The organism is Rhodococcus sp. IEGM 1351, assembly GCF_030056875.1.
Classification (GTDB): Bacteria; Actinomycetota; Actinomycetes; order Mycobacteriales; family Mycobacteriaceae; genus Rhodococcus_F; species Rhodococcus_F opacus.
In genome coordinates, this window is sequence record NZ_JASHKU010000009.1 from 304,713 (window position 1) to 323,981 (window position 19,269).

General features: G+C 68.3%; 18 protein-coding genes. 5 read left to right on the plus strand and 13 right to left on the minus strand.

Features of this window, described 5'->3' with window-relative positions; all coding sequences use genetic code 11:
• Positions 1-6: 6 nt before the first annotated feature.
• Positions 7-813, minus strand: a complete 807-nt coding sequence (locus tag QM806_RS18565; RefSeq protein ID WP_005574037.1) for an ABC transporter ATP-binding protein — start codon at positions 811-813, stop codon at positions 7-9.
• Positions 810-1,502 (minus strand): FadR/GntR family transcriptional regulator, encoded by a 693-nt coding sequence (locus tag QM806_RS18570; RefSeq protein ID WP_005574039.1) that lies wholly within the window; start codon positions 1,500-1,502, stop codon positions 810-812. Before QM806_RS18570 ends, QM806_RS18565 begins: the two co-directional genes overlap by 4 nt.
• Positions 1,503-1,596: 94 nt before the next feature.
• Between QM806_RS18570 and QM806_RS18575 the strand changes: the two genes are divergently transcribed.
• Positions 1,597-2,058, plus strand: coding sequence for a PPOX class F420-dependent oxidoreductase (locus QM806_RS18575; RefSeq protein ID WP_005574040.1), 462 nt, complete (start codon positions 1,597-1,599; stop codon positions 2,056-2,058).
• An 11-nt stretch (positions 2,059-2,069) separates the two neighbouring features.
• Here QM806_RS18575 and QM806_RS18580 read toward each other — a convergent pair whose 3' ends face one another.
• Genes QM806_RS18580 through QM806_RS18605 form a run of 6 tightly spaced genes read right to left on the minus strand, consistent with a single transcriptional unit; the run spans position 2,070 to position 8,858 of the window.
• Positions 2,070-3,212, minus strand: a complete 1,143-nt coding sequence (locus QM806_RS18580; RefSeq protein WP_054246027.1) for a CaiB/BaiF CoA transferase family protein — start codon at positions 3,210-3,212, stop codon at positions 2,070-2,072.
• Positions 3,209-5,422 (minus strand): acyl-CoA dehydrogenase family protein, encoded by a 2,214-nt coding sequence (locus QM806_RS18585; RefSeq protein WP_283292355.1) that lies wholly within the window; start codon positions 5,420-5,422, stop codon positions 3,209-3,211. The genes QM806_RS18580 and QM806_RS18585 overlap by 4 nt, the downstream gene beginning before the upstream one ends.
• An 11-nt stretch (positions 5,423-5,433) precedes the next feature.
• On the minus strand, positions 5,434-6,303 hold the full coding sequence (locus QM806_RS18590) for an SDR family oxidoreductase (RefSeq protein WP_283292358.1): 870 nt from the start codon (positions 6,301-6,303) through the stop codon (positions 5,434-5,436).
• Between the two features lie 10 nt (positions 6,304-6,313).
• Complete coding sequence (locus tag QM806_RS18595) at positions 6,314-7,189, minus strand: MaoC/PaaZ C-terminal domain-containing protein (RefSeq protein WP_283292361.1); 876 nt, start codon at positions 7,187-7,189, stop codon at positions 6,314-6,316.
• 5 nt (positions 7,190-7,194) lie between these two features.
• Positions 7,195-7,626: a type II toxin-antitoxin system Rv0910 family toxin gene (locus tag QM806_RS18600; protein WP_005260506.1), complete on the minus strand. Its 432-nt coding sequence runs from the start codon at positions 7,624-7,626 to the stop codon at positions 7,195-7,197.
• Between the two features lie 47 nt (positions 7,627-7,673).
• Positions 7,674-8,858 carry a lipid-transfer protein gene (locus QM806_RS18605; protein WP_005572134.1) on the minus strand — a complete coding sequence of 395 codons (1,185 nt, stop codon included), beginning with the start codon at positions 8,856-8,858 and terminating at the stop codon, positions 7,674-7,676.
• A gap of 103 nt (positions 8,859-8,961) precedes the next feature.
• On the opposite strand from QM806_RS18605, the gene QM806_RS18610 reads away from it, so the two are divergent.
• Together QM806_RS18610 and QM806_RS18615 are read left to right on the plus strand one after the other, a co-directional pair.
• Complete coding sequence (locus tag QM806_RS18610; protein WP_283292364.1) at positions 8,962-9,657, plus strand: TetR/AcrR family transcriptional regulator; 696 nt, start codon at positions 8,962-8,964, stop codon at positions 9,655-9,657.
• Between the two features lie 77 nt (positions 9,658-9,734).
• On the plus strand, positions 9,735-11,972 hold the full coding sequence (locus QM806_RS18615) for a serine/threonine-protein kinase (RefSeq protein WP_054246031.1): 2,238 nt from the start codon (positions 9,735-9,737) through the stop codon (positions 11,970-11,972).
• On the opposite strand, the gene QM806_RS18620 is transcribed toward QM806_RS18615, so the two are convergent.
• Entirely contained in the window at positions 11,973-13,235 is a 1,263-nt protein-coding gene (locus QM806_RS18620; protein ID WP_007298159.1) for an Nramp family divalent metal transporter, read from the minus strand.
• A 164-nt stretch (positions 13,236-13,399) separates the two neighbouring features.
• Here QM806_RS18620 and QM806_RS18625 point away from each other — a divergent pair, with 164 nt between their 5' ends.
• Positions 13,400-14,578: an acyl-CoA dehydrogenase family protein gene (locus QM806_RS18625; RefSeq protein WP_005260501.1), complete on the plus strand. Its 1,179-nt coding sequence runs from the start codon at positions 13,400-13,402 to the stop codon at positions 14,576-14,578.
• Positions 14,579-14,623: 45 nt separating this feature from the next.
• On the opposite strand, the gene QM806_RS18630 is transcribed toward QM806_RS18625, so the two are convergent.
• The 3 genes from QM806_RS18630 to pdxR form a co-directional block, all read right to left on the minus strand.
• A complete protein-coding gene (locus tag QM806_RS18630; RefSeq protein ID WP_005572138.1) occupies positions 14,624-15,925 on the minus strand; it encodes a bifunctional o-acetylhomoserine/o-acetylserine sulfhydrylase in 1,302 nt (433 codons plus the stop codon).
• 40 nt (positions 15,926-15,965) lie between these two features.
• Complete coding sequence (locus QM806_RS18635) at positions 15,966-16,493, minus strand: OsmC family protein (RefSeq protein ID WP_054246032.1); 528 nt, start codon at positions 16,491-16,493, stop codon at positions 15,966-15,968.
• 229 nt (positions 16,494-16,722) lie between these two features.
• Entirely contained in the window at positions 16,723-18,132 is a 1,410-nt protein-coding gene (gene pdxR / locus QM806_RS18640; protein ID WP_283292369.1) for a MocR-like pyridoxine biosynthesis transcription factor PdxR, read from the minus strand.
• A 49-nt stretch (positions 18,133-18,181) separates the two neighbouring features.
• On the opposite strand from pdxR, the gene QM806_RS18645 reads away from it, so the two are divergent.
• Positions 18,182-18,640, plus strand: a complete 459-nt coding sequence (locus tag QM806_RS18645) for a carboxymuconolactone decarboxylase family protein (protein WP_283292371.1) — start codon at positions 18,182-18,184, stop codon at positions 18,638-18,640.
• Positions 18,641-18,688: 48 nt separating this feature from the next.
• Here the strand turns inward: QM806_RS18645 and QM806_RS18650 are convergent.
• Positions 18,689-19,269, minus strand: a 581-nt coding sequence (locus QM806_RS18650; protein ID WP_283292374.1) for a VOC family protein, incomplete at its 5' end; no start/stop codon positions are given.

Genomic DNA, 19,269 nt, shown 5'->3' on the forward strand with positions numbered 1-19,269 from the left:
CGGCGGCTATCCGACCGCCTCGGGCACCCGTGTCTGCGCGACCCACCGGCCGCGTTGCCGGGTGATCTCGATCGGGTGGTCGAAGCATTCGCTGATGTTGTCGGTGGTGAGGACGTCCGCGACGGGGCCCTGCGCGATCACCCGGCCGTCGCGGATGAGGACGGCGTGGGTGGTGGTGGTCGGGATTTCCTCGAGGTGGTGGGTGACGAGGATGCTGGCGAGGCTCGGGTACGTGACGCGCAGCTCGTCGAGCGCGGTGAGAAGTTGTTCTCGCGCAGCCAGATCCAGGCCGGTGGCGGGCTCGTCCAGCAGAAGGAGTTGCGGCTCGGCCATGAGGGCTCGCGCGATCAGAGCCCGTCCGCGTTCGCCCTGGGACAGGTTGGGCCACAGGGCATCCGCGTGCTTCTGCATGCCGAGGGACGCGATGAGTTCGTCGGCTCGGGCGACCTGGCCGGCGGTCGGTGACCACCTCGGCACGAACTCGGGTGTGTTGGTGAGACCGGTGAGCACGACGTCGCGCACCGTCAGTGGCGCGTCGATCCGGTGTCGCGGGTTCACGTGCCCGATGTGGGCGCGCAACTCCCGCATGTCGACCCGGCCGAGCTGATGGCCGAGGACGTGGACGGTGCCGTGGGTGGGGTGCGCGACGGCGCCGAGCATGCTCAGCAGCGTGCTCTTGCCCGCACCGTTCGCGCCGAGCAGCACCCAGTGCTGTCCGCGTTCGATGTGGAGGGTGATGTCGCTGAGCAGATACCGCCCGCTCCGCACGAGGTCGACATGGTCGGTGCTGACGACCGAATTCGGGGTGGTCACTGATGTTCGCCTTTCCGCAGAATCGACATGGTCGGATCGAGATTGGCGGCGGTGGCGGCGACGGCAGCCTCGGCATCGCCTGCTTCCAGCGCGCGAACCAGGTCGTCGTGTGCGCAGCTCGTGTCGGGTCGGCCCGGTTCGTGGTCGACGAGTTCGGCGAGCGCGTCGACGAGGAGCGGCCGGATCGAATCGAACAGGGCGGACAGGATCGAGTTGCCTGCGATCTCCAGGATCGCGGTGTGGAAGTCGAGGTCGGCCGCGACGAAGACGGCGGTCGACGCGGTGGTGCTGTCGTGCCGGGCCGACAGCTGCTCTCGCAGTCGCCGAAGATCCTCGGGGCGTGCGCGTTCCGCGGCGAGCCGGGCGGCCTCGATCTCGAGGGCGCGCCGCACCTCGTACACCTCGAGCAGGCGGGCGCGGCGCAGCAGCTTCTCGAGTCCCGCACCGCCCGTGGGTGGTTTCGCGACGAACGTGCCGACCCCGTGCCGCACGTCGAGCAGGCCGTCGCGGGCGAGCAGCCGGACTGCCTCGCGGACGGAGGAACGGCCGACGCCGAGTTCGGTGGCCAGTTCGGCCTCGCTGGGGATGCGACTGCCGAGTGTCCACTTGCCGTCGCGGATCCACGCGGTGAGGAGTTCCTCGAGCTGGGGAACCAGCGGTCCGCTGCGGAGGGTGTGACGTCCGGCCATTCGGCGACGCTAACACAGTCCTCAGACGTCTGAGGACTGTGGCGGAGCCTATGGTGAACCGGAGAGAACCACCGCAGCAGAGGAGAGGTGCACCATGGCCATCGCCACCGCAGACCGTGTCACACGGGAAGAGTTGCTCGACTTCGTCCGTCCGCGCCATCGCAGCGTGCTGATCACCCGGAAGCGCTCCGGCGGGCTGCAGATCTCCCCGGTCACGTCGGGACTCGACTCGGAAGGCCGGATCGTCGTCGCCACGTACCCGCAGCGCGCCAAGGCCGCGAATGTGCGACACGACCCCGCCGTGAGCATGTGCGTGCTCTCCGACGAGTTCAACGGCGCCTACGTGCAGATCGACGGCACGGCCGAGGTACTGGACATGCCCGACGCACTCGAGCCGCTGGTGGAGTACTTCCGCGGCATCTCCGGCGAACATCCCGACTGGGACGAGTACCGGGACGCCATGCGGAAGCAGAACAAGAGCCTGATCCGGATCACCATCGACGAGTGGGGACCCATCGCGACCGGTGGCTTCCCGCCGGACACCGATCGCGGATAGGTCCCCGTCACCTACTCGACGGCACCCGCCGAGCGCAGCTGCTCGATGCCCGCCGCGTCGTACCCGGCCTGCGCGAGGATCGCATCGGTGTCCTGCCCGGGCCGCGGGGCCGGCCGGGGAACGGGCGCCGGGGTGCGGCCGAAGCGCGGTGCCGGTGCGGGCTGGCGGATGCCACCCACCTCGACGAACGTTTCCCGTTCCTTGTTGTGGGGGTGCTCGTGCGCCTCCCACGGCGACAGGACGGGCGACACGCACGCGTCGGAATCGGCGAACAGTGCCGCCCATTCGTCCCGCGGTCGGGTCGCGAACACCTCGGCGAGGCGCTTCTTCAGTTCCGGCGCCGCATCGAGGTCGTACTGCAACGGCAGATCCTCGCCGCTCAACCCCAGCACCTCGAGGAGTTCACCGTAGAAGTGCGGTTCGACGCACCCGACCGCCACGTGCAGACCGTCGGCGCACTCGTAGGTGTCGTAGAACGCGGCGGCCCCGTCGAGGACGTTCCGCCCCCGACCTTCCTGCCACAGCCCGGCGGCGTTCATGCCGTGGACGAACGCCGTCAGCAGCGCCGCGCCGTCGACCATCGACGCGTCCACCACCTGCCCGCGGCCCGACCGGGAGCGCTCGTGCAGCGCGGCCAGGATTCCCATCGTCAACATCAGGCCGCCACCGCCGAAGTCGCCCAACAGGTTCAGTGGCGGCACCGGCCGCTCCCCGGCACGCCCGATGGGTTCGAGCGCGCCTGCGAGCGCGATGTAGTTGATGTCGTGCCCGGCCCGACGTGCGAGGGGACCGTCCTGGCCCCAGCCGGTCATGCGCCCGTAGATCAGACCGGGATTGCGGGACAGGCAGTCGTCGGGGCCGATGCCCAGGCGTTCCGCGACGCCGGGACGGAAACCCTCGACGAGGATGTCGGCGCGTTCGACGAGCGTCCGAACGGCCTCCAGCCCCTCCGGAGTCCGCAGGTTCACGGCGATCGACCGTCGTCCGCGGTCGAGCACACCCGACGGCGCCATCAGCCCGCTGCCGCCGTCACCTGCCCGCTCGACGCGGATCACGTCCGCGCCGAGGTCGGCGAGGATCATGCAGCCGAACGGGGCGGGCGCGAGGCTCGCGAGCTCGACGACGGTCAGCCCGCTGAGCGGCCCGCCGGTCACGACACCCCCTGCGCGTCGCGGGGCAGCCCGAGCATGCGTTCCCCGATCACGTTGAGCTGCACCTCGGTGGTGCCGCCGTAGATAGTGGTGGCGCGGCCGGCGATCAACTGCTCCATCGCCTTGTCGCTCGGCTCCCCGGGAATGCTCACGGCGCCCGCCGCCCCCAGTTCGGCGACGACGAATTCGGCGATCGACTGTCCGAGCCCCATGCCCAGCAGCTTCCCGACGCTGGACGTGATGCTCACGTCCGCCCCCGACAGCTGCTTCAGCACGATCCGTGCACCGATCAGATCGATTGCCTGGCTCTCGGCCACCAGTTCGCCGACGCGGAAGCGTGCCAGCGGGCCGAGGTCGCGGCCGCGGGCGAACTGCAGCAGATCCTTGTCGGTGGCGTAGGCCTCCATCTTCTGGCTCAGGGCCACCCGCTCGCCCGCGAGGGTCGTGCGGGCCACGTTCCAGCCGTCGTTCACGTTCCCGACCACGTTCTCGTCCGGGATGAACACGTCGTCGAGGAAGACCTCGTTGAACAGGGCCGAGCCGGTCATCTCGCGCAGCGGCCGGACGGTGACCCCCGGCGTCGACATGTCCAGCACGAAGTACGTGATGCCCTCGTGTTTCGGCCTGGACGAGTCGGTGCGGGCGATCAGCATCGCCCAATCGGAGAACTGTGCCACCGTGGTCCAGATCTTCTGCCCGGTCACCGTCCAGCCGCCGTCGACCTTCTCGGCCTTGGTGGTCAGCGACGCCAGATCGGAACCGGCCCCCGGTTCGCTGAACAGCTGGCACCACACGAGATCTCCGCGCAGCGTGGGGACGGCGAGATCCCGCTTCTGCGCGTCCGTGCCGTGGGCCACGACCGCCTGTACCGCCCAGCCGCCCATCAGCAGCTGCGGCATCGGGATTCCGGCGGCCTTGATCTCCTGAGCGATGACGATCTGTTCGAGCGGGGACGCGCTGCGCCCGTACGGTTTCGGCAGGTGCGGCTGCACCCAGCCGCCGTCGCCGAGTGCGATCAGCTGGTCGTCCTCGTCGAGGCCCACCAGCGGGGCGAGTTCCGCCCGCACCTCGGTCCGGATCGCCTCGGCTTCGTCCGGCAGTTCCAGTTCGGAGGTGCGGGCGGTGCCTGCGAGGGACTGGTCGGACACCCGAGTGGCCCGCTCCTCGCGGGTGCCGAGGAGCCCCCGGATGGCCAGCGCCCGGCGGTAGAACAGGTGTGCGTCATGCTCCCAGGTGAATCCGATGCCGCCGTGGACCTGGATGCAGTCCTGTGCGCACTGCACCGCGGCATCGGGAACGACCACGGCGGCGATGTCTGCAGCGAAATCGGCGGTGTCGTCGCCGTTGTCGAGGGCGGAGGCGGCATCCCACAGCACCGCGCGCGCCTTCTCCAGGGCGATGCCCATGTGGGCGCACTTGTGCTTGACGCCCTGGAACTGGCCGATCGGTCGCCCGAACTGCACCCGCGTCTTCGCGTACTCGGATGCGGTGGACACGCACCAGGACATCACGCCGATCGCCTCCGCACCGAGGACGACGGTGGCGACGGACCGGACGCGCTGCTCGCTCAGACCGTCGAGGATCCGGTCGGCGCCCACGTGGACGGCGTCGGCGGTGATCCGTGCGGAACCGCGGAGCACGTCGATGCTGTCCTGCACCGTGACGGTGACGTCCGCGGAATCGACGACGGCCCAGCGAATGTCGTCGCCGACGGTGATCGGGAGTAGCAGGATATCGGCGTGTTCGCCGCCGAGGACGGCGTCCGCGACCCCGGTGACGCGGTATCCGCCCTCGTCCGCCGATACGTCGAGTGGGCGGCCCAACGCGACTGCGGCGGTGTGTGATCCGTCGAGAAGACCCGGCATCACCTCGATGCCGACCTTGGAATCGGCGGCCGCCACGAGCGCGGCGGACAGCGCGGTCGGGACGAACGGACCCGGGGCGGCCGTCCGGCCCAGCGCTTCGAGAGCCACCGCCAACGTGAGGAGCCCGGCGCCGTGACCGCCCTTGTCCTCGGGGACGTGCAGTCCCAGCAGGTCCTGGCCGACGAGAGCATCCCAGAACGGCGGAAACTTCTCCTCGCTCGTGGACTCGACCGCGGACCGGACATGATCGGAGGTGATGGTGTGTTCGGCGAAAGCGCGGACCGAGTCGGCGAGGGCCCGGTGTTCCTCGGTCAGCCCGAGCCCGAGCTCGTACGTGTTCTTGGCCATGTCGCGGCCCTTCAGCCGAGCCGGTCGGCGAGGTCGGCGACGGTCCACGGGCCGTCGCTCTCGATGGTCGTGACGTCGTGCCAGCCGGCGAGCTCGGAGATGGCACCGCCCTGCACGGCGAACACCTTGCCGGTGATCTTGCAGTTCGCGTCGGCGAGACGCGCGACGAGCGGAGAGATGTTGGTGGGGCTGAACGCGTCGAACTCGCCCTCCGGCACCTCCTCGGCGAACAGCGCTCCCATACCCGGGGTGGCCAGCGTGAGCCGGGTGCGGGCGATCGGCGCGATCGCGTTGACCCGGACGCCGTAGCGCTCGAGCTCGTCCGCGGCGACCAGGGTGAGTGCGGCGATGCCCGCCTTCGCGGCGCCGTAGTTGGCCTGGCCCGCGTTGGGCATGAACGTGCCCGACGCCGACGCGGTGTTGATCACGGACGCGTTCACGGTTTCGCCCGCCTTGGTCTGCGCCTTCCAGTACGCCGCCGCGTGGTGCAGGGTGGCGGCGTGGCCCTTGAGATGCACGGCGATGACGGCGTCCCACTGGCTTTCGGTCATACCCGCGATGAAGGCGTCCCGCAGGATGCCCGCGTTGTTGACGAGGACGTCGAGTCGGCCGAACTCCCTGACCGCTTGATCGACGAGTCCTTCGGCGCCGTCCCAGGACGCGACGTTGTCGGTGTTCGCGACTGCCCTGCCGCCCGCGGCGACGATCTCGTCGACGACCTGCTGCGCCGGGCCCGCGTCCTCGCCGGTGCCGTCGTTCGCACCGCCGAGGTCGTTGACGATTACGGCAGCGCCCTCACGGGCGAAGAGCAGTGCGTGCTCCCGGCCGATTCCGCGTCCGGCGCCGGTGACGATGGCCACCCGTCCGTCGAGTGTTCCCATGTGCGTGCTCCTAGGTTTCTGTGTCCGCGATGACGGCGAGGCCGTCCTTGATGACGAGTTCGTCGCCGACGGTGGTCTCGTAGGCGTACGACGTTGTCCCGCCCGGGGACTCGGCGACCTGCCGGAACTGCGTGGCGATGTCCTGGCCGGGCAGGACGGGTTTCGCGAACCGCACCGCGAGCCGGCGGAGGCGTTCGACCCGGCCGTCGGCGAGTTCGGTGAGCGCCGCCCACGACGTGAACGCCATGGTGCACAGGCCGTGGTTGATGATTCCGGGAAGTCCGGACATCCGGGCGATCTCGTCGTCCAGGTGGATCGGCATCGGATCACCGGAGGCGGGCGAGTACCGGAACGTCTGGTCCGCGTCGATGTGCTGGGTGATCGACGCGACCGGGGCCTGTCCGCGCAGGGACTCGTCGAACCGGTGCGCGGGTGCCTGCTCGCCGAGTCCGGCTCCCGCATCGACCTTCCGGAAGAACGCGGTCATCCACTGCTTGTTGACCAGTTCACCGTCGTCCGTGGTGGTTTCGACGTAGACGACGACGGTGGAACCGTTCTCCCGACCCTCGAATCCGATCGGTTTAGCACGGACCATGAGGTTGTCGCCGGGACGGATCGGACGGTGGAAGTGGAAATCCTGCTCCCCGTGCACGAGTTTCATGAGCAGTTCGACCGGGGCGACGGACAGTGCCGCCGGTGCCATCGACGTGAACGCGGGGACCACGGCGAACACCGGTGGCGCGACGTCGCCGGCGAGATGGCGTTCGATGGGATCGTTGGTGGCCGCGGCGTATTCGGCGATGCGCTCGGCGGTGACCTCGAACCGTTGCGGATCGGTCCACTCGCCGAGGCCGCTCGTGTCGAATTCGACTGTGGGGGTGGTCATGCGGATCAGCCCACCATGTCGGCGAACCCGGCCAGGGACGCCTCCAGATCCGCCTTGGCGTTCTTGGCGACGGCCTTGCCGATGGGGCCGACGATCATCGTGCCGGTGAAGCTCGCGTCGATGATCGCCGTGGATCCGGCGCCGTCCGGCTCGACCTTCAGCGTGAATTCGACGGTCACCCCCGCCATGCCGGTGCCGGAGATCTTCACCATCTCGGGCACCTGCACCTCGGTGACGGTCCACTCGATCTTGTTGGCCATGCCCATCACGGAGACGACCTCGGTGAACTTCGATCCGAGTGACACCTCGGCGGGGATTTCGCTCTTCCACGACTGGTGGATGGTGAGCCACTCCTCCCAGCGGGACAGGTTGGAGAGCGCGTCCCACGCCTTGTCGGGGGAGGCGGGCAGGGACGCTGCGACCGAAACGGAAGCCATGGTGTACTCCTGGTGTTCGGGGTGAAAGGAATTGTGAGAGAGACGGATCAGAGTGCGCGGTAGGCGGTGACGACGACGGCACCACCGAGGCCGATGTTGTGCTGGAGGGCGACCGCGGCGCCGTCGACCTGGCGCTTGTCGGCCGTGCCGCGGAGTTGCCAGGTGAGTTCGCTGCACTGGGCGAGGCCGGTGGCGCCGAGGGGATGCCCCTTGGAGATGAGACCGCCGGACGGGTTGACCACCCAGCGCCCGCCGTACGTGGTGTCGTCGTTGTCGACGAGTTTGCCGCCCTCGCCCTCGCCGCACAGGCCGAGCGCCTCGTAGGTCAGCAGTTCGTTGGTGGAGAAGCAGTCGTGGAGTTCGATGACGTCGATGTCGTCCGGCCCGATGCCTGCCTGTTCGTACACGCGGGCCGCGGCCGTGCGGGTCATGTCCGCGCCGACCAGACTGATCGCACTCCGGTCCTCGAACGTGCTCGGGAGGTCGGTGACCATGGACTGGCCGACGATCTCCACGGCCTGCCCGGCGAGGTCGTGCTTGTCGACGAACTCCTCGCTCGCGACGACGACGGCACCGGAGCCGTCCGAGGTGGGGGAGCACTGCAGTTTGGTGAGGGGCCCGTAGATCGGCTTCGAGCCGAGGATCTCGTCGAGCGTGTACTCGACCTGGAACTGGGCGTACGGGTTGTTCTGTGAGTGGCGGTGGTTCTTCACGCCGATCTCGGCGAACTGTTCCGCCGTGGTCCCGAACCGTTCCATGTGTTCCTTGCCGGCGGCGCCGAACATGTAGGGGGCCGGCGGCATCGCGAACTCCTGAAGTTCGGCGAGCGCGAGGAGGTGGCGCATCATCGGCTGTTCCCGGTCGTCGTACGTGGACCCGAGCGAACCGGCCTGCATCTTCTCGAAGCCCAGCGCGAGTGCGCAGTCCACCTGCCCGCTCCGGACCGCCTGCGTGGCGAGGAAGAGCGCGGTCGACCCCGTCGAACAGTTGTTGTTGACGTTCACGATGGGAATGCCGGTGAGGCCGAGTTCGTAGACGGCCCGCTGTCCCGACGTCGACTCGCCGTACACGTATCCGACGTACGCCTGCTCCACGAGCCGGTACTCGATCCCGGCGTCCTCGAGTGCCCTGCCACCGGCCTCACGCGCCATGTCGGGGTAGTCCCACTCGCGTGCACCCGGCTTCTCGAACTTCGTCATCCCGACGCCGACGACGAACACTCTGTTACCCATTGCGGCTCCCTGAGTCCGGAGAAATGTGTGTGTGACACCTTGTCTCACCAAAGTATGTGAGACAAGGTGTCCAGTCAACAGTCGGGTGGGTAACGTATGCGTGATGCCGGACAAAGTGGAAACCGCCGCGTCGCCCCAGGGGGACGGCCGCGCCACGCGCTGGGAGGACCACAAGGCGGAACGCCGCAGCCGGATTCTCGAAGCCGCGATGGACGCCATCAACGAGGACGGTCCCGACGTGGGCGTCCAGCAGATCGCGAACCGCGCCGACGTCCCGCGATCGGTGGTCTACCGGATCTTCACCGATCGCGGTGACCTCGACGAGCAGCTACGCGGGCGCATCATCGAACGACTGATGGCGGACCTCGCGCCCACGTTGACACCGGAGGGGACAGTGGGCGAGGCAATCGCCCGCGCCGTGGAGACGTACCTGCGGTGGATCGTGGAATATCCACGGCTCCACCAATTCCTCGGCACCGGATCGCCGGGCAGGCGGACGACCGGCTCACGTGTGGTCACCGGAACGAAGACCGCGATCGCGCTCCAGCTGTCGGATCTGCTCGCGACTGTCCTCGACACGGTGGCCGGCAACTCTGACCTGGCCGAGGCGCTGGCCTTCGGGTTGGTGGGACTCGTGGATGCCAGCGTCAATCGATGGCTGAGCAACCCGCAGTCGGCGCTCGGCAGCGACGAGCTGGCCGAGTTCCTCGAGGTGTCGATCTGGCAAGTGCTGCACGGCAATCTGGCGCGGATCGGCGTCACCATCGACCCGTCGACCCCGGTGTCGGAACTGCAGTAGTCGGCCGGGTATGGCCAGCTACCATGGCTTTCATGCCCTCCCGGCGAGGTTCACCGGCCGCTTCCGAGCAGGCCTGGGTGTCGGACACGGCGGTCGGTGACGCCGTCGCGCGCTTCGCCAGTGCCTGGGAATCCTCGTCGTCCGCGCCCGATCTGGTCGCCTACCTGCCCGCGTCTCCCGCGCTCCGCCGGGTCACGCTCATCGAACTCGTCAAGGTCGACCTGGAGAACCGCTGGCTGCGCGGCGACCACCCGAAGCGGCTCGGCCAATACTGTGAGGAGCTGCCGGAACTGCGGCGGTGGCCGTTGCCGCCGGATCTGCTGTACGAGGAGTTCCACATCCGGCGGCGCAGCGGGGAGTCGGTCGAGGCGAGCGAGTACACGCAGAATTTTCCGGGTCAGGCCGGTGAGCTCGACGAACTGTTCGGCACCGGGGAGTACCACAGCACGGTGCTCCATCGCGGGGAGACGACGCTGTCGGTGTCTCCGGGGAGCGGCGGAACGCTCGACGATCTGGAGGTGGGCCAGCGGATCGACGATTTCGATCTCGTGACCGGTCTCGGCAGGGGCGCGTTCGCGCGGGTGTTCCTGGCCCGGCAGCGGTCGCTGCAACGGATGGTCGCCGTCAAGATTTCCCTGGACCACGGCACCGAGCCGCAGACTCTGGCCCAGTTCGACCACGACTACATCGTCCGGGTCTTCGATCAACGCCTCCTCGCGGGCCGCGACCTGAGACTGCTGTACATGCAGTACGTCCCGGGCGGCACCCTGCTCGACGTGGTCGCCCGGGTTCGTGAGACGCCACCGGATTCGCGCAGCGGCGCCGTGCTGCTGGACGCGATCGACCGGGCCCTGGTCGGTCGAGGCGAGATCCGGCCCAGCGAATCCGGGGTGCGCCGGGAGATCGCGGCGCTGACCTGGCCCGAGACGGTCGCCTGGCTCGGCAGGCGGCTGGCGGAGGCGCTCGACTACGCCGGACGCCACGGCGTCCTGCACCGCGACGTCAAACCGGCGAACGTGTTGCTGACGACGGAGGGCGTCCCCAAGCTCGCCGACTTCAACATCAGCTTCAGCCGCAACGTCGCCGGGTCGAGTCCGGTCGCGTACTTCGGCGGCTCGCTGGCCTACATGTCACCCGAACAACTCGAGGCGATCCACCCGGACCGGCCGGGCGCACCCGGTGATCTCGACACCCGCAGCGACCTGTATTCGCTCGCAGTCGTCCTGTGGGAGTTGCTGACCGGCAGAAGACCTTTCGACGACAGCGACGCCGAACTGCGCTCCCACCCGCCCGGCGACCGCACCACTCTGGACGCGATGCTCGCGCGGCGGCGCGGACCGGACGAACCGGCCGCCGACGCGCTGCCCGCCGACTGTCCGAACGCGCTGCGGCGAGTGTTGCTGAAATCGCTGGCGCCGGCACCGAAGGATCGGTTCTCCTCCGGTGCCGAACTCGCCCAGCAGCTCGACGTCTGCCTCGACGCGCACGCCCGAGATCTGGTCGATCCGCCGCCGGGAAGCTGGCGGCTGCGGATGCGGCGGTGGACGCACCCGATCATGTTCCTGGCCATCGCAGTTCCCAATCTGCTGGCGATCCTCTACAGCTACCAGCACAACAGCACCCTGATCATCAGCAAGCTGCCGCCCGCCGCGCAGGAGAATTTCGAGCGGATCACCCGGATCGACTACACGGTCGCGTTCCTCATCGGAGCCGTGGGCACGGTGTCGATGGTGATCTACCTGACGATGGTGGCCGGCGGGCTGCGCCGGGGGCGGGTCTACACCGGCGCCCAGCTCGCCCGGGCGCGCCAGGACACCCTGCTGCTCGGCCAGCGGTGTGCACTGCTCTGCCTCGGTCTGTGGATCGTCAGCGGCCTCGTCGTGCCGATCACGTTGGAGGTGAGCGGCAGTCAGGTTCCGTGGAACACGATCGTCCACTTCACTGCATCTCAGCTCGTGTGCGGAGCGATCGCGGTGGTCTACCCGTTCTTCTTCGTGAACTTCTACGCCGTCCGCTGCCTCTACCCGGTTTTTCTGCGGCACGGCGAGATCAGTGCGTCCGACGCCCGGATGTTGAAGCGGTTGGGGCGCCGCAGCACGTTCTTCCTCGCCGCGGCCGCCGCCGTGCCGCTGCTCGGGATCGCGGGAGCCACGTTCATTCCCCCGGAGGACCTGCCCCGGGTGATCGTCGCGCTCCGCGTCCTGTGCGTCGGCAGCGTCATCGCGTTCGTGGCGGCCTACTGGATGTTCCGGATGCTGTCCGAGGACCTGCACGCGCTGGAGCGCGTAGTGTCCGGTGCGCCGCGGCACGAGTGATCAGGCCGAACCCCTGAACGTCAGCCACAGCAGCGAGACATTGAGCACGACGATCAACGACGCCGCCACCCAGGCGGCGACCGTGGTGGCCGTCGCGTTGCGGTGGACGCCCATCAGGTCGCGGCTCGACGTCATCCGCACGAGTGGAATCACCGCGAACGGGATGCACAGGCTGAGAACCACCTGACTGAGGACGAGCGCGAACGTGGGATCGACGCCGATCGCCAGCACGACCAGTGCCGGAATCAAGGTGACCACCCGGCGCAGCAACAGCGGGATGCGCATCGACAGCAGGCCGTACATGATCTCGGAGCCGGCGGCGCAGCCGATCGACGTGGACGCCAGGCCGGACGCTAGCAGTCCGACGGCGAAGACGACGGCGACGGTGGGGCCGAGCGAACTCTGGATGGCGGCGTGCGCGCCGTCGATCGAATCGGTGCCCGGAATGCCGCGCAGGGCCGAGGCGGCGAGCAGCAGCATGCCGATGTTGACCGCGCCCGCCACGATCAGCGCACCGACCACGTCCCACTTCGTCACCCGCAGCAGTCGCGCGAGGCGGGGGCCTTCCAGGTCGTTCCCGTGCCGGTCGCGGGCGAGGGCGGAATGGAGGTAGATCGCGTGCGGCATCACGGTGGCGCCGAGCATGCTCGCGGCGAGCAGGACCGTCTCGGTGCCCTCGAAACGCGGCACGAGTCCGGCAAGCGCGTCCGTACCCGACACGTCGGTGAACGCGAGCCCGGTGAGGAACCCGACGGTGATGATCGTCAGGAGTCCCATCACGACGAACTCGAACGTCCGCTGTCCGCGGCGGCTCTGGATCGACAGGATGCCCATCGACACGACGCCCGTGATCAGGCCTCCGACGAAGAGGGGAACGCCGAACAGGAGATGGAGTGCGATCGCGCCGCCGATCACCTCGGCGAGGTCGGTGGCGATCGCCATCGCCTCCGCCTGCAGCCAGAACGCGCGGCGGTTCCCGGTCCGCAGGCGGGTCCCCAGCATCTCGGGCAGTGATTTGCCGGTGACCAGCCCGAGTTTCGCGGACAGGTACTGCACCAGCACCGCCATGGCATTGGCGAGCACGAGCACCCAGACGAGCAGGTACCCGTACTTCGCGCCCGCGGTGAGGTTGGCGGCAACGTTTCCGGGGTCGACGTACGCGATGGCAGCCACGAACGCGGGCCCGAGGAGCGCGACAGTTCGGATGCTGCCCTTGCGGGGCGAGCGGCGCGGGAGGAGAGGGCGGGATGCCTCGATGCTCACGGAGCTCCTGGTCGTGGTCTGCGGATCTACCTGCTGATTCGTCTCTCCGCACTATAGATTTAGGGATTGCGAACTTACAAGCGCGGGGCCGGATCGGCTCGGAACTGCCACCTCGGCGCTATATTGACTAGAACGTGTTCTATTCGCGGTGGAAGGGAGTCCCGATGGGACAGGTTCTCGACAGAATCGACGGCGTCGCCGAGGAGATTCGCGGGCAGGCCGTCCAGTCGGAGGCGGATTGCCGGCTCACCGACACCGCCGCAGCCCTCCTGCGAGACTCCGGCGCGATCCGGTTGCTGCAGCCCAAGCTCTACGGCGGCTACGAGGTCCACCCCCGCGAGTTCGCCGAGACCGTCATGGGAGTCGCCGCACTCGACGGTGCGAGCGGATGGGTCACCGGGATCGTCGGCGTGCACCCGTGGGAACTGGCTTTCGCCGACCCGCAGGTGCAGGAGGAGATCTGGGGCGAGGACAACGACACGTGGATGGCGTCGCCGTATGCGCCGATGGGGGTCGCGACACCGGTCGACGGCGGATACGTCCTGAAGGGACGGTGGTCGTTCTCGTCCGGCACCGACCACTGTCAGTGGGCCTTCCTCGGGGCAATGGTCGGCGACGGCGAAGGTGGCATCGCGATGCCACCCTCGTCGCTGCACGTGATTCTGCCGCGCACCGACTATCAGATCGTCGAGGACACGTGGGACGTCATCGGACTGCGCGGAACGGGAAGCAAGGACCTGATCGTCGACGGTGCATTCGTCCCGGGCTACCGGACGTTGAACGCGTCGAAGGTGATGGACGGACGTGCGCAGAAGGAGGCGGGCAGGCCGGAGCCTGTGTACAACATGCCGTACTCGTGCATGTTCCCGCTCGGCATCACCGCCGCCGTCATCGGCATCACCGAGGGCGCGCTGGCCTGTCACATCGCGGTGCAGAAGGACCGCGTCGCCATCACGGGCCAGAAGATCAAGGAGGATCCCTACGTGCTCAGTGCGATAGGAGAGTCCGCCGCCGAAATCAATGCGTCGCGGGTCTCCCTCATCGAGACCGCCGACCGGTTCTACGACAAGGTCGACGCGGGTAAGGAAATCACATTCGAGGAGCGTGCGATCGGACGCCGCACCCAGATCGCCGCGGCCTGGCGTGCGGTGCGTGCCGTGGACGAGATCTTCGCGCGCGCCGGCGGTGGTGCGTTGCACTACAAGACTCCGATGCAACGGTTCTGGCGCGACGCGCACGCCGGTCTGGCGCACGCGGTCCACGTGCCCGGACCCACCAACCACGCGAGCGCGCTCACCCAGCTCGGCGGCGAACCGCAGGGGATGATGCGGGCCATGATCTGAAGCGCCGGGAGGCCGAGGCGCGCGCCCCGGCCTCCCGGCATCGGATCAGAGTGTGGCTGCGGCGAATCCGGTCTCGAGGTCGGCGAGGATGTCGTCGATACCCTCGATGCCGACGGCGAGCCGGACCAGTCCGGGAGTCACACCGGCGGCGAGTTGCTCCTCCGGGGTCAGCTGCGAGTGCGTGGTGGACGCCGGGTGGATCACCAGCGAGCGCACGTCTCCGATGTTCGCGACGTGGCTGTGCAGGGTGAGCGCGTTGACGAACTTCTTGCCCGCGTCGATGCCGCCGGCCAGTTCGAACGTCACGATCGCGCCCGGACCCTTCGGGGTGAGCTGCCGTGCGCGCTCGTGCCACTGCGAAGACGGCAGACCCGCGTACGCCACGGACGTGACCTCCGGGCGGGCCTCGAGGAACTCCGCCACCTTCTGGGCGTTGGCGACGTGCCGCTCCACGCGCAGGCTGAGGGTCTCGATGCCCTGCGCGATGAGGAACGCGTTGAACGGGGCGACCGCCGAACCGAGGTCGCGGAGCAGCTGCACGCGCGCCTTCAGCGCGTAGGCCGGGGCGCCGAGGTCCGCGAAGACGACACCGTGGTAGCTCGGGTCCGGGGTGGTGAAGTTGACGTGGCGGCCCTGGGTCCAGTCGAACGTGCCGCCGTCGACGATGACACCGGCGATCGCCGTGCCGTGACCGCCGAGGTACTTGGTGGCCGAGTGCACCACGATGTCCGCGCCGTGCTTCAACGGTTGCAGCAGGTACGGCGTGGCTACCGTGTTGTCGACGATCAGCGGGATCCCGTTGTCGTGGCCGACCTTCGAGATTCCCGGGATGTCCAGGATGTGGTTCTTCGGGTTGGCGATCGTCTCACCGTAGAACGCCTTGGTGTTCGGGCGGACGGCGCCGCGCCACTGCTCGAGGTCGTCCGGGTCCTCGACGAACGACACCTCGATGCCGAGCTTGGGCAGCGTGTAGTGGAAGAGGTTGTAGGTGCCGCCGTACAGGTACGGGCTGGAGACGATGTGGTCACCTGCCTCCGCGAGGTTCAGCACCGCAAAGGTTTCCGCCGCCTGCCCGGAGGACAGCAGCAGTGCGGCGACGCCGCCCTCGAGGGCCGCGATGCGCTGCTCGACCGCGTCCTGCGTGGGGTTCATGATGCGGGTGTAGATGTTGCCCGGCTCGGCCAGACCGAACAGCGCGGCAGCGTGATCGGTGCTGTCGAACGTGTACGAGGTGGTCTGGTAGATCGGCAGCGCCCGCGCCTTGGTGGTCGCGTCGGACGTCTGCCCGGCGTGGATCTGCTTGGTCTCGAACGACCAGTTGACGGTGGGATCGATGCTCTCGGTCACGAGTGGTGTGCTCCAGATTCGGTGAGGTGGATGTGGTGAATCAGTTGTCGCCGGTGAGTGTTTCGACCACGGTGCGGACCGGGGTCTGATTGCGGGTCAGGTCGAGGACGGGGCAGTGCGCATCCACCGCCTCCTGCAGTTCGAGGTAGCGCTCCCGCGATTCCGGGCCGGTCAGCGTCACGACGACGCGCACTTCGCCGAACCCGGCACGTACGGCCTCGTCGAAGCCGAAGAACCCGCGTACGTCGAGGTCGCCCTCCGCCCGCGCCGAGATGTCGTCGACGCGGACACCGAGCTTCTCGGCCCAGAAGCGGTACGTGACCACCTGGCAGGAGAGCAGCGACGCGAGATAGTACTCCACGGGATTGGCCGCCGAATTGTCGCCGCCGAGCGCCGGTGGCTCGTCCACCTCGACGCTGTACTTGCCGAGCGTGACGGTGCTCGCGACGGCGTCGTGCGCCTGCGCGGAGGCGCGGAAGACGACGTGAGCGTTCGCGGAATCCTCGGACACGGCGTCGCGGGTGGCGCCGATGACCGACGCGAGATGCGAAACGGATGCAGTGGTCATGACAGTAAGAATCCTTCGAAAACGAGGGTGTGCAGGAAGAACCCGGCGCGAAACGTCACGCCGGGACGGGTCCGATCAGGAGATCGGACACCTCGAGGTACACACCAGTGCGAAATCGACATGGCGACGCCGCGTCAGCAGCTCACCTGAGTCGATCACGCCGGATTCGGTCACGGATCAGACTGTAACCGCACGACACGCATTCCGACCAGTCCCATAGGAATTCTGCTCACGGAGTGGGCAGCGCGCGGCACAGGGCGTCGAGAGTGGCCGAGAAACGCGCGGACGACGGCGTGCTGTAGCCGACGACGAGTCCGTCGGACCGGTCCGCGGGACCGTCGGGATGACGGAACGTGCGTAGACCCTCCACCGCGAGACCGAGGGACGCGGCCCGGTCGACGGTGGCCGCCTCGGTCCCGTCGGGAAGTTCGAGTACGGCGTGCAAACCGGCCGCGATGCCGGTGACGTGCACGTGTGGTGCACGGGCGGCGAGGGTTTCGACGAGGGTGTCGCGCCGGCGACGGTAGAGGGTGCGCATCCTGCGGACGTGCCGATCGAATGCGCCCCTCTCGATGAAGTCGGCCAGGGTCAGCTGGTCCGTCGCGCTGACCCATCTCTCGTATCCGCCCTTGACTGCCAGAACACGGTCGATCAGGCGTTCCGGCAGCACCATCCAGCCCACGCGGATCGCGGGGGAGAGGGTCTTGCTCACGGTGCCCAGGTATGCCACCTCGTCCGGAGCCAGACCCTGCAGGGCGCCGACGGGTTGGCGGTCGTACCGGAACTCCCCGTCGTAATCGTCCTCGATCACGATCGCGCCCGTCGCACGTGCCCATTCCACGAAAGCCGTTCTCCTGCCGGGATGGAGCGGCCCGCCGGTAGGGAATTGATGGGCCGGGGTGAGCAACGCCGCCGACAGTTGCCTGCCCGTCGTATCCGGGGGCTGCGCTCCGCGGTCGTCGAGTTGCAGGGGGATGGTGGAGACGCCGGCATCGCCGAGCAGCTCGCGATGAAGGTGCAACCCATACCCTTCGACGGCGATCGGCCCCTTCGCGGCGCGGGCGAGCAACCACAGTCCGTGCCCCGAGCTCGCACTGACCACGATGTGGACGGGATCGGTGCGCACTCCTCGTGCGCGAGAAAGGTATTCGGCGAGAGCGTGACGGAGCTCGGGACGTCCCCGCGGATCACCCGGTCCGAACGCGTCGTTGGGTGCCGCAGTGAGCGCCCGGCGGGCCGACGCCATCCAGGCGGCACGCGGAAACTCCCCGACGTCGGGAGAACCGGGCATCAGGCTCAACGCCGGTCGGGGCGCCGCCGCGGAACGGGTGTGCGGACGTCGGGCCGGCTCGCCTGCCCGATCGGCGACCCGGGTCCCCGACCCCTGCCGGGCGGTGAGCCAGCCCTCGGCCACGAGTTCGGCGTACGCCTCGGCGACGGTGTTGCGGGCGATGCCGAGGTCGAGGGCCAGGGTGCGGGACGGCGGGAGGGTGGTGCCTGCGACGAGCCGTCCCGATCGAATCGACTCGCGCAGAGCGGAAACCAGGTTCGCGCGCACCCCCGGCGCCCGTCCGCCGCCGGACGCGGTGAGGTCGAGATGGAGGTCGCGGCCCAGACCCGAATTGGCCCAAGTTTCCATGCACGAATTGAACCATAGAGATGGGCTATTTCGCGCTTACTGTTCTCGTATGACCACAACAGAGCGCAAGACCCGCGTCGACCTCGCCCGCAAGGCCCCCGCCGTCTACAAGGCGATGATCGCCCTCGACGCCGCGGCACGGCAAGGCCTCGACCCGGAGCTGGTCGAGCTGGTGCTCACCCGTTGCTCCCAGATCAATCACTGTGCGTGGTGCATCGACATGCACACCGCCGATGCCCGCAAGATCGGCATCAGCGAACAGAGGTTGTACCTGCTGGGCGCGTGGGAGGAGGCGCACGGGCTGTACACCGGCAAGGAGCGTGCCGCGCTCGCGCTCGCCGAGGCGATCACCGTGCTGACCGACGGCTTCGTCCCCGACTCGGTGTACGAGGAGGCGGAGGAGCACTTCGAGGAGAAGGAACTGGCGCAGCTCATCTCGCTGGTGCTCACGATCAACGCGTGGAATCGCATCGCCGTGAGCACGCGGAAGACCCCGCGGGTGCGCTGATCCCGGGTAACGGACCCGCCGCCTCGCGCCCGCTGCACTGCCGCCCGCTCAGAAGTTTCCGCGGGCGGCTTGTTCGCGTTCGATGGCTTCGAAGAGGGCTTTGAAGTTGCCGATGCCGAAGCCGAGGGAGCCGTGGCGTTCGATGAGTTCGAAGAACACGGTGGGGCGGTCGACGAGGGGTTTGGTGAAGATCTGCAGCAGGTAGCCGTCTTCGTCGCGGTCGACGAGGATGCCGCGTTTCTGCAGTTCGGCGATCGGGGCGCGGACGTTGCCGATCCGGGCCCGCAGTTCGGGGTCCTCGTAGTAGGAGTCGGGGGTGGCCAGGAATTCGACGCCCTCGGCGGTGAGCTGGTCGACGGCGGTGAGGATGTCATTGGTGGCCAGTGCCAGGTGCTGAGCGCCGGGGCCGCGGTAGAAGTCGAGGTATTCGTCGATCTGCGAGCGCTTCTTGGCGAGGGCGGGTTCGTTGAGGGGGAACTTGACCCGGTGGTTGCCGTTGGAGACGACCTTGCTCATCAGCGCGGAGTAGTCGGTGGCGATGTCCTCGCCGACGAATTCGGCCATGTTGGTAAAGCCCATGACCCGGTTGTAGAAGTCGACCCAGTGGTCCATCTTGCCGAGTTCGACGT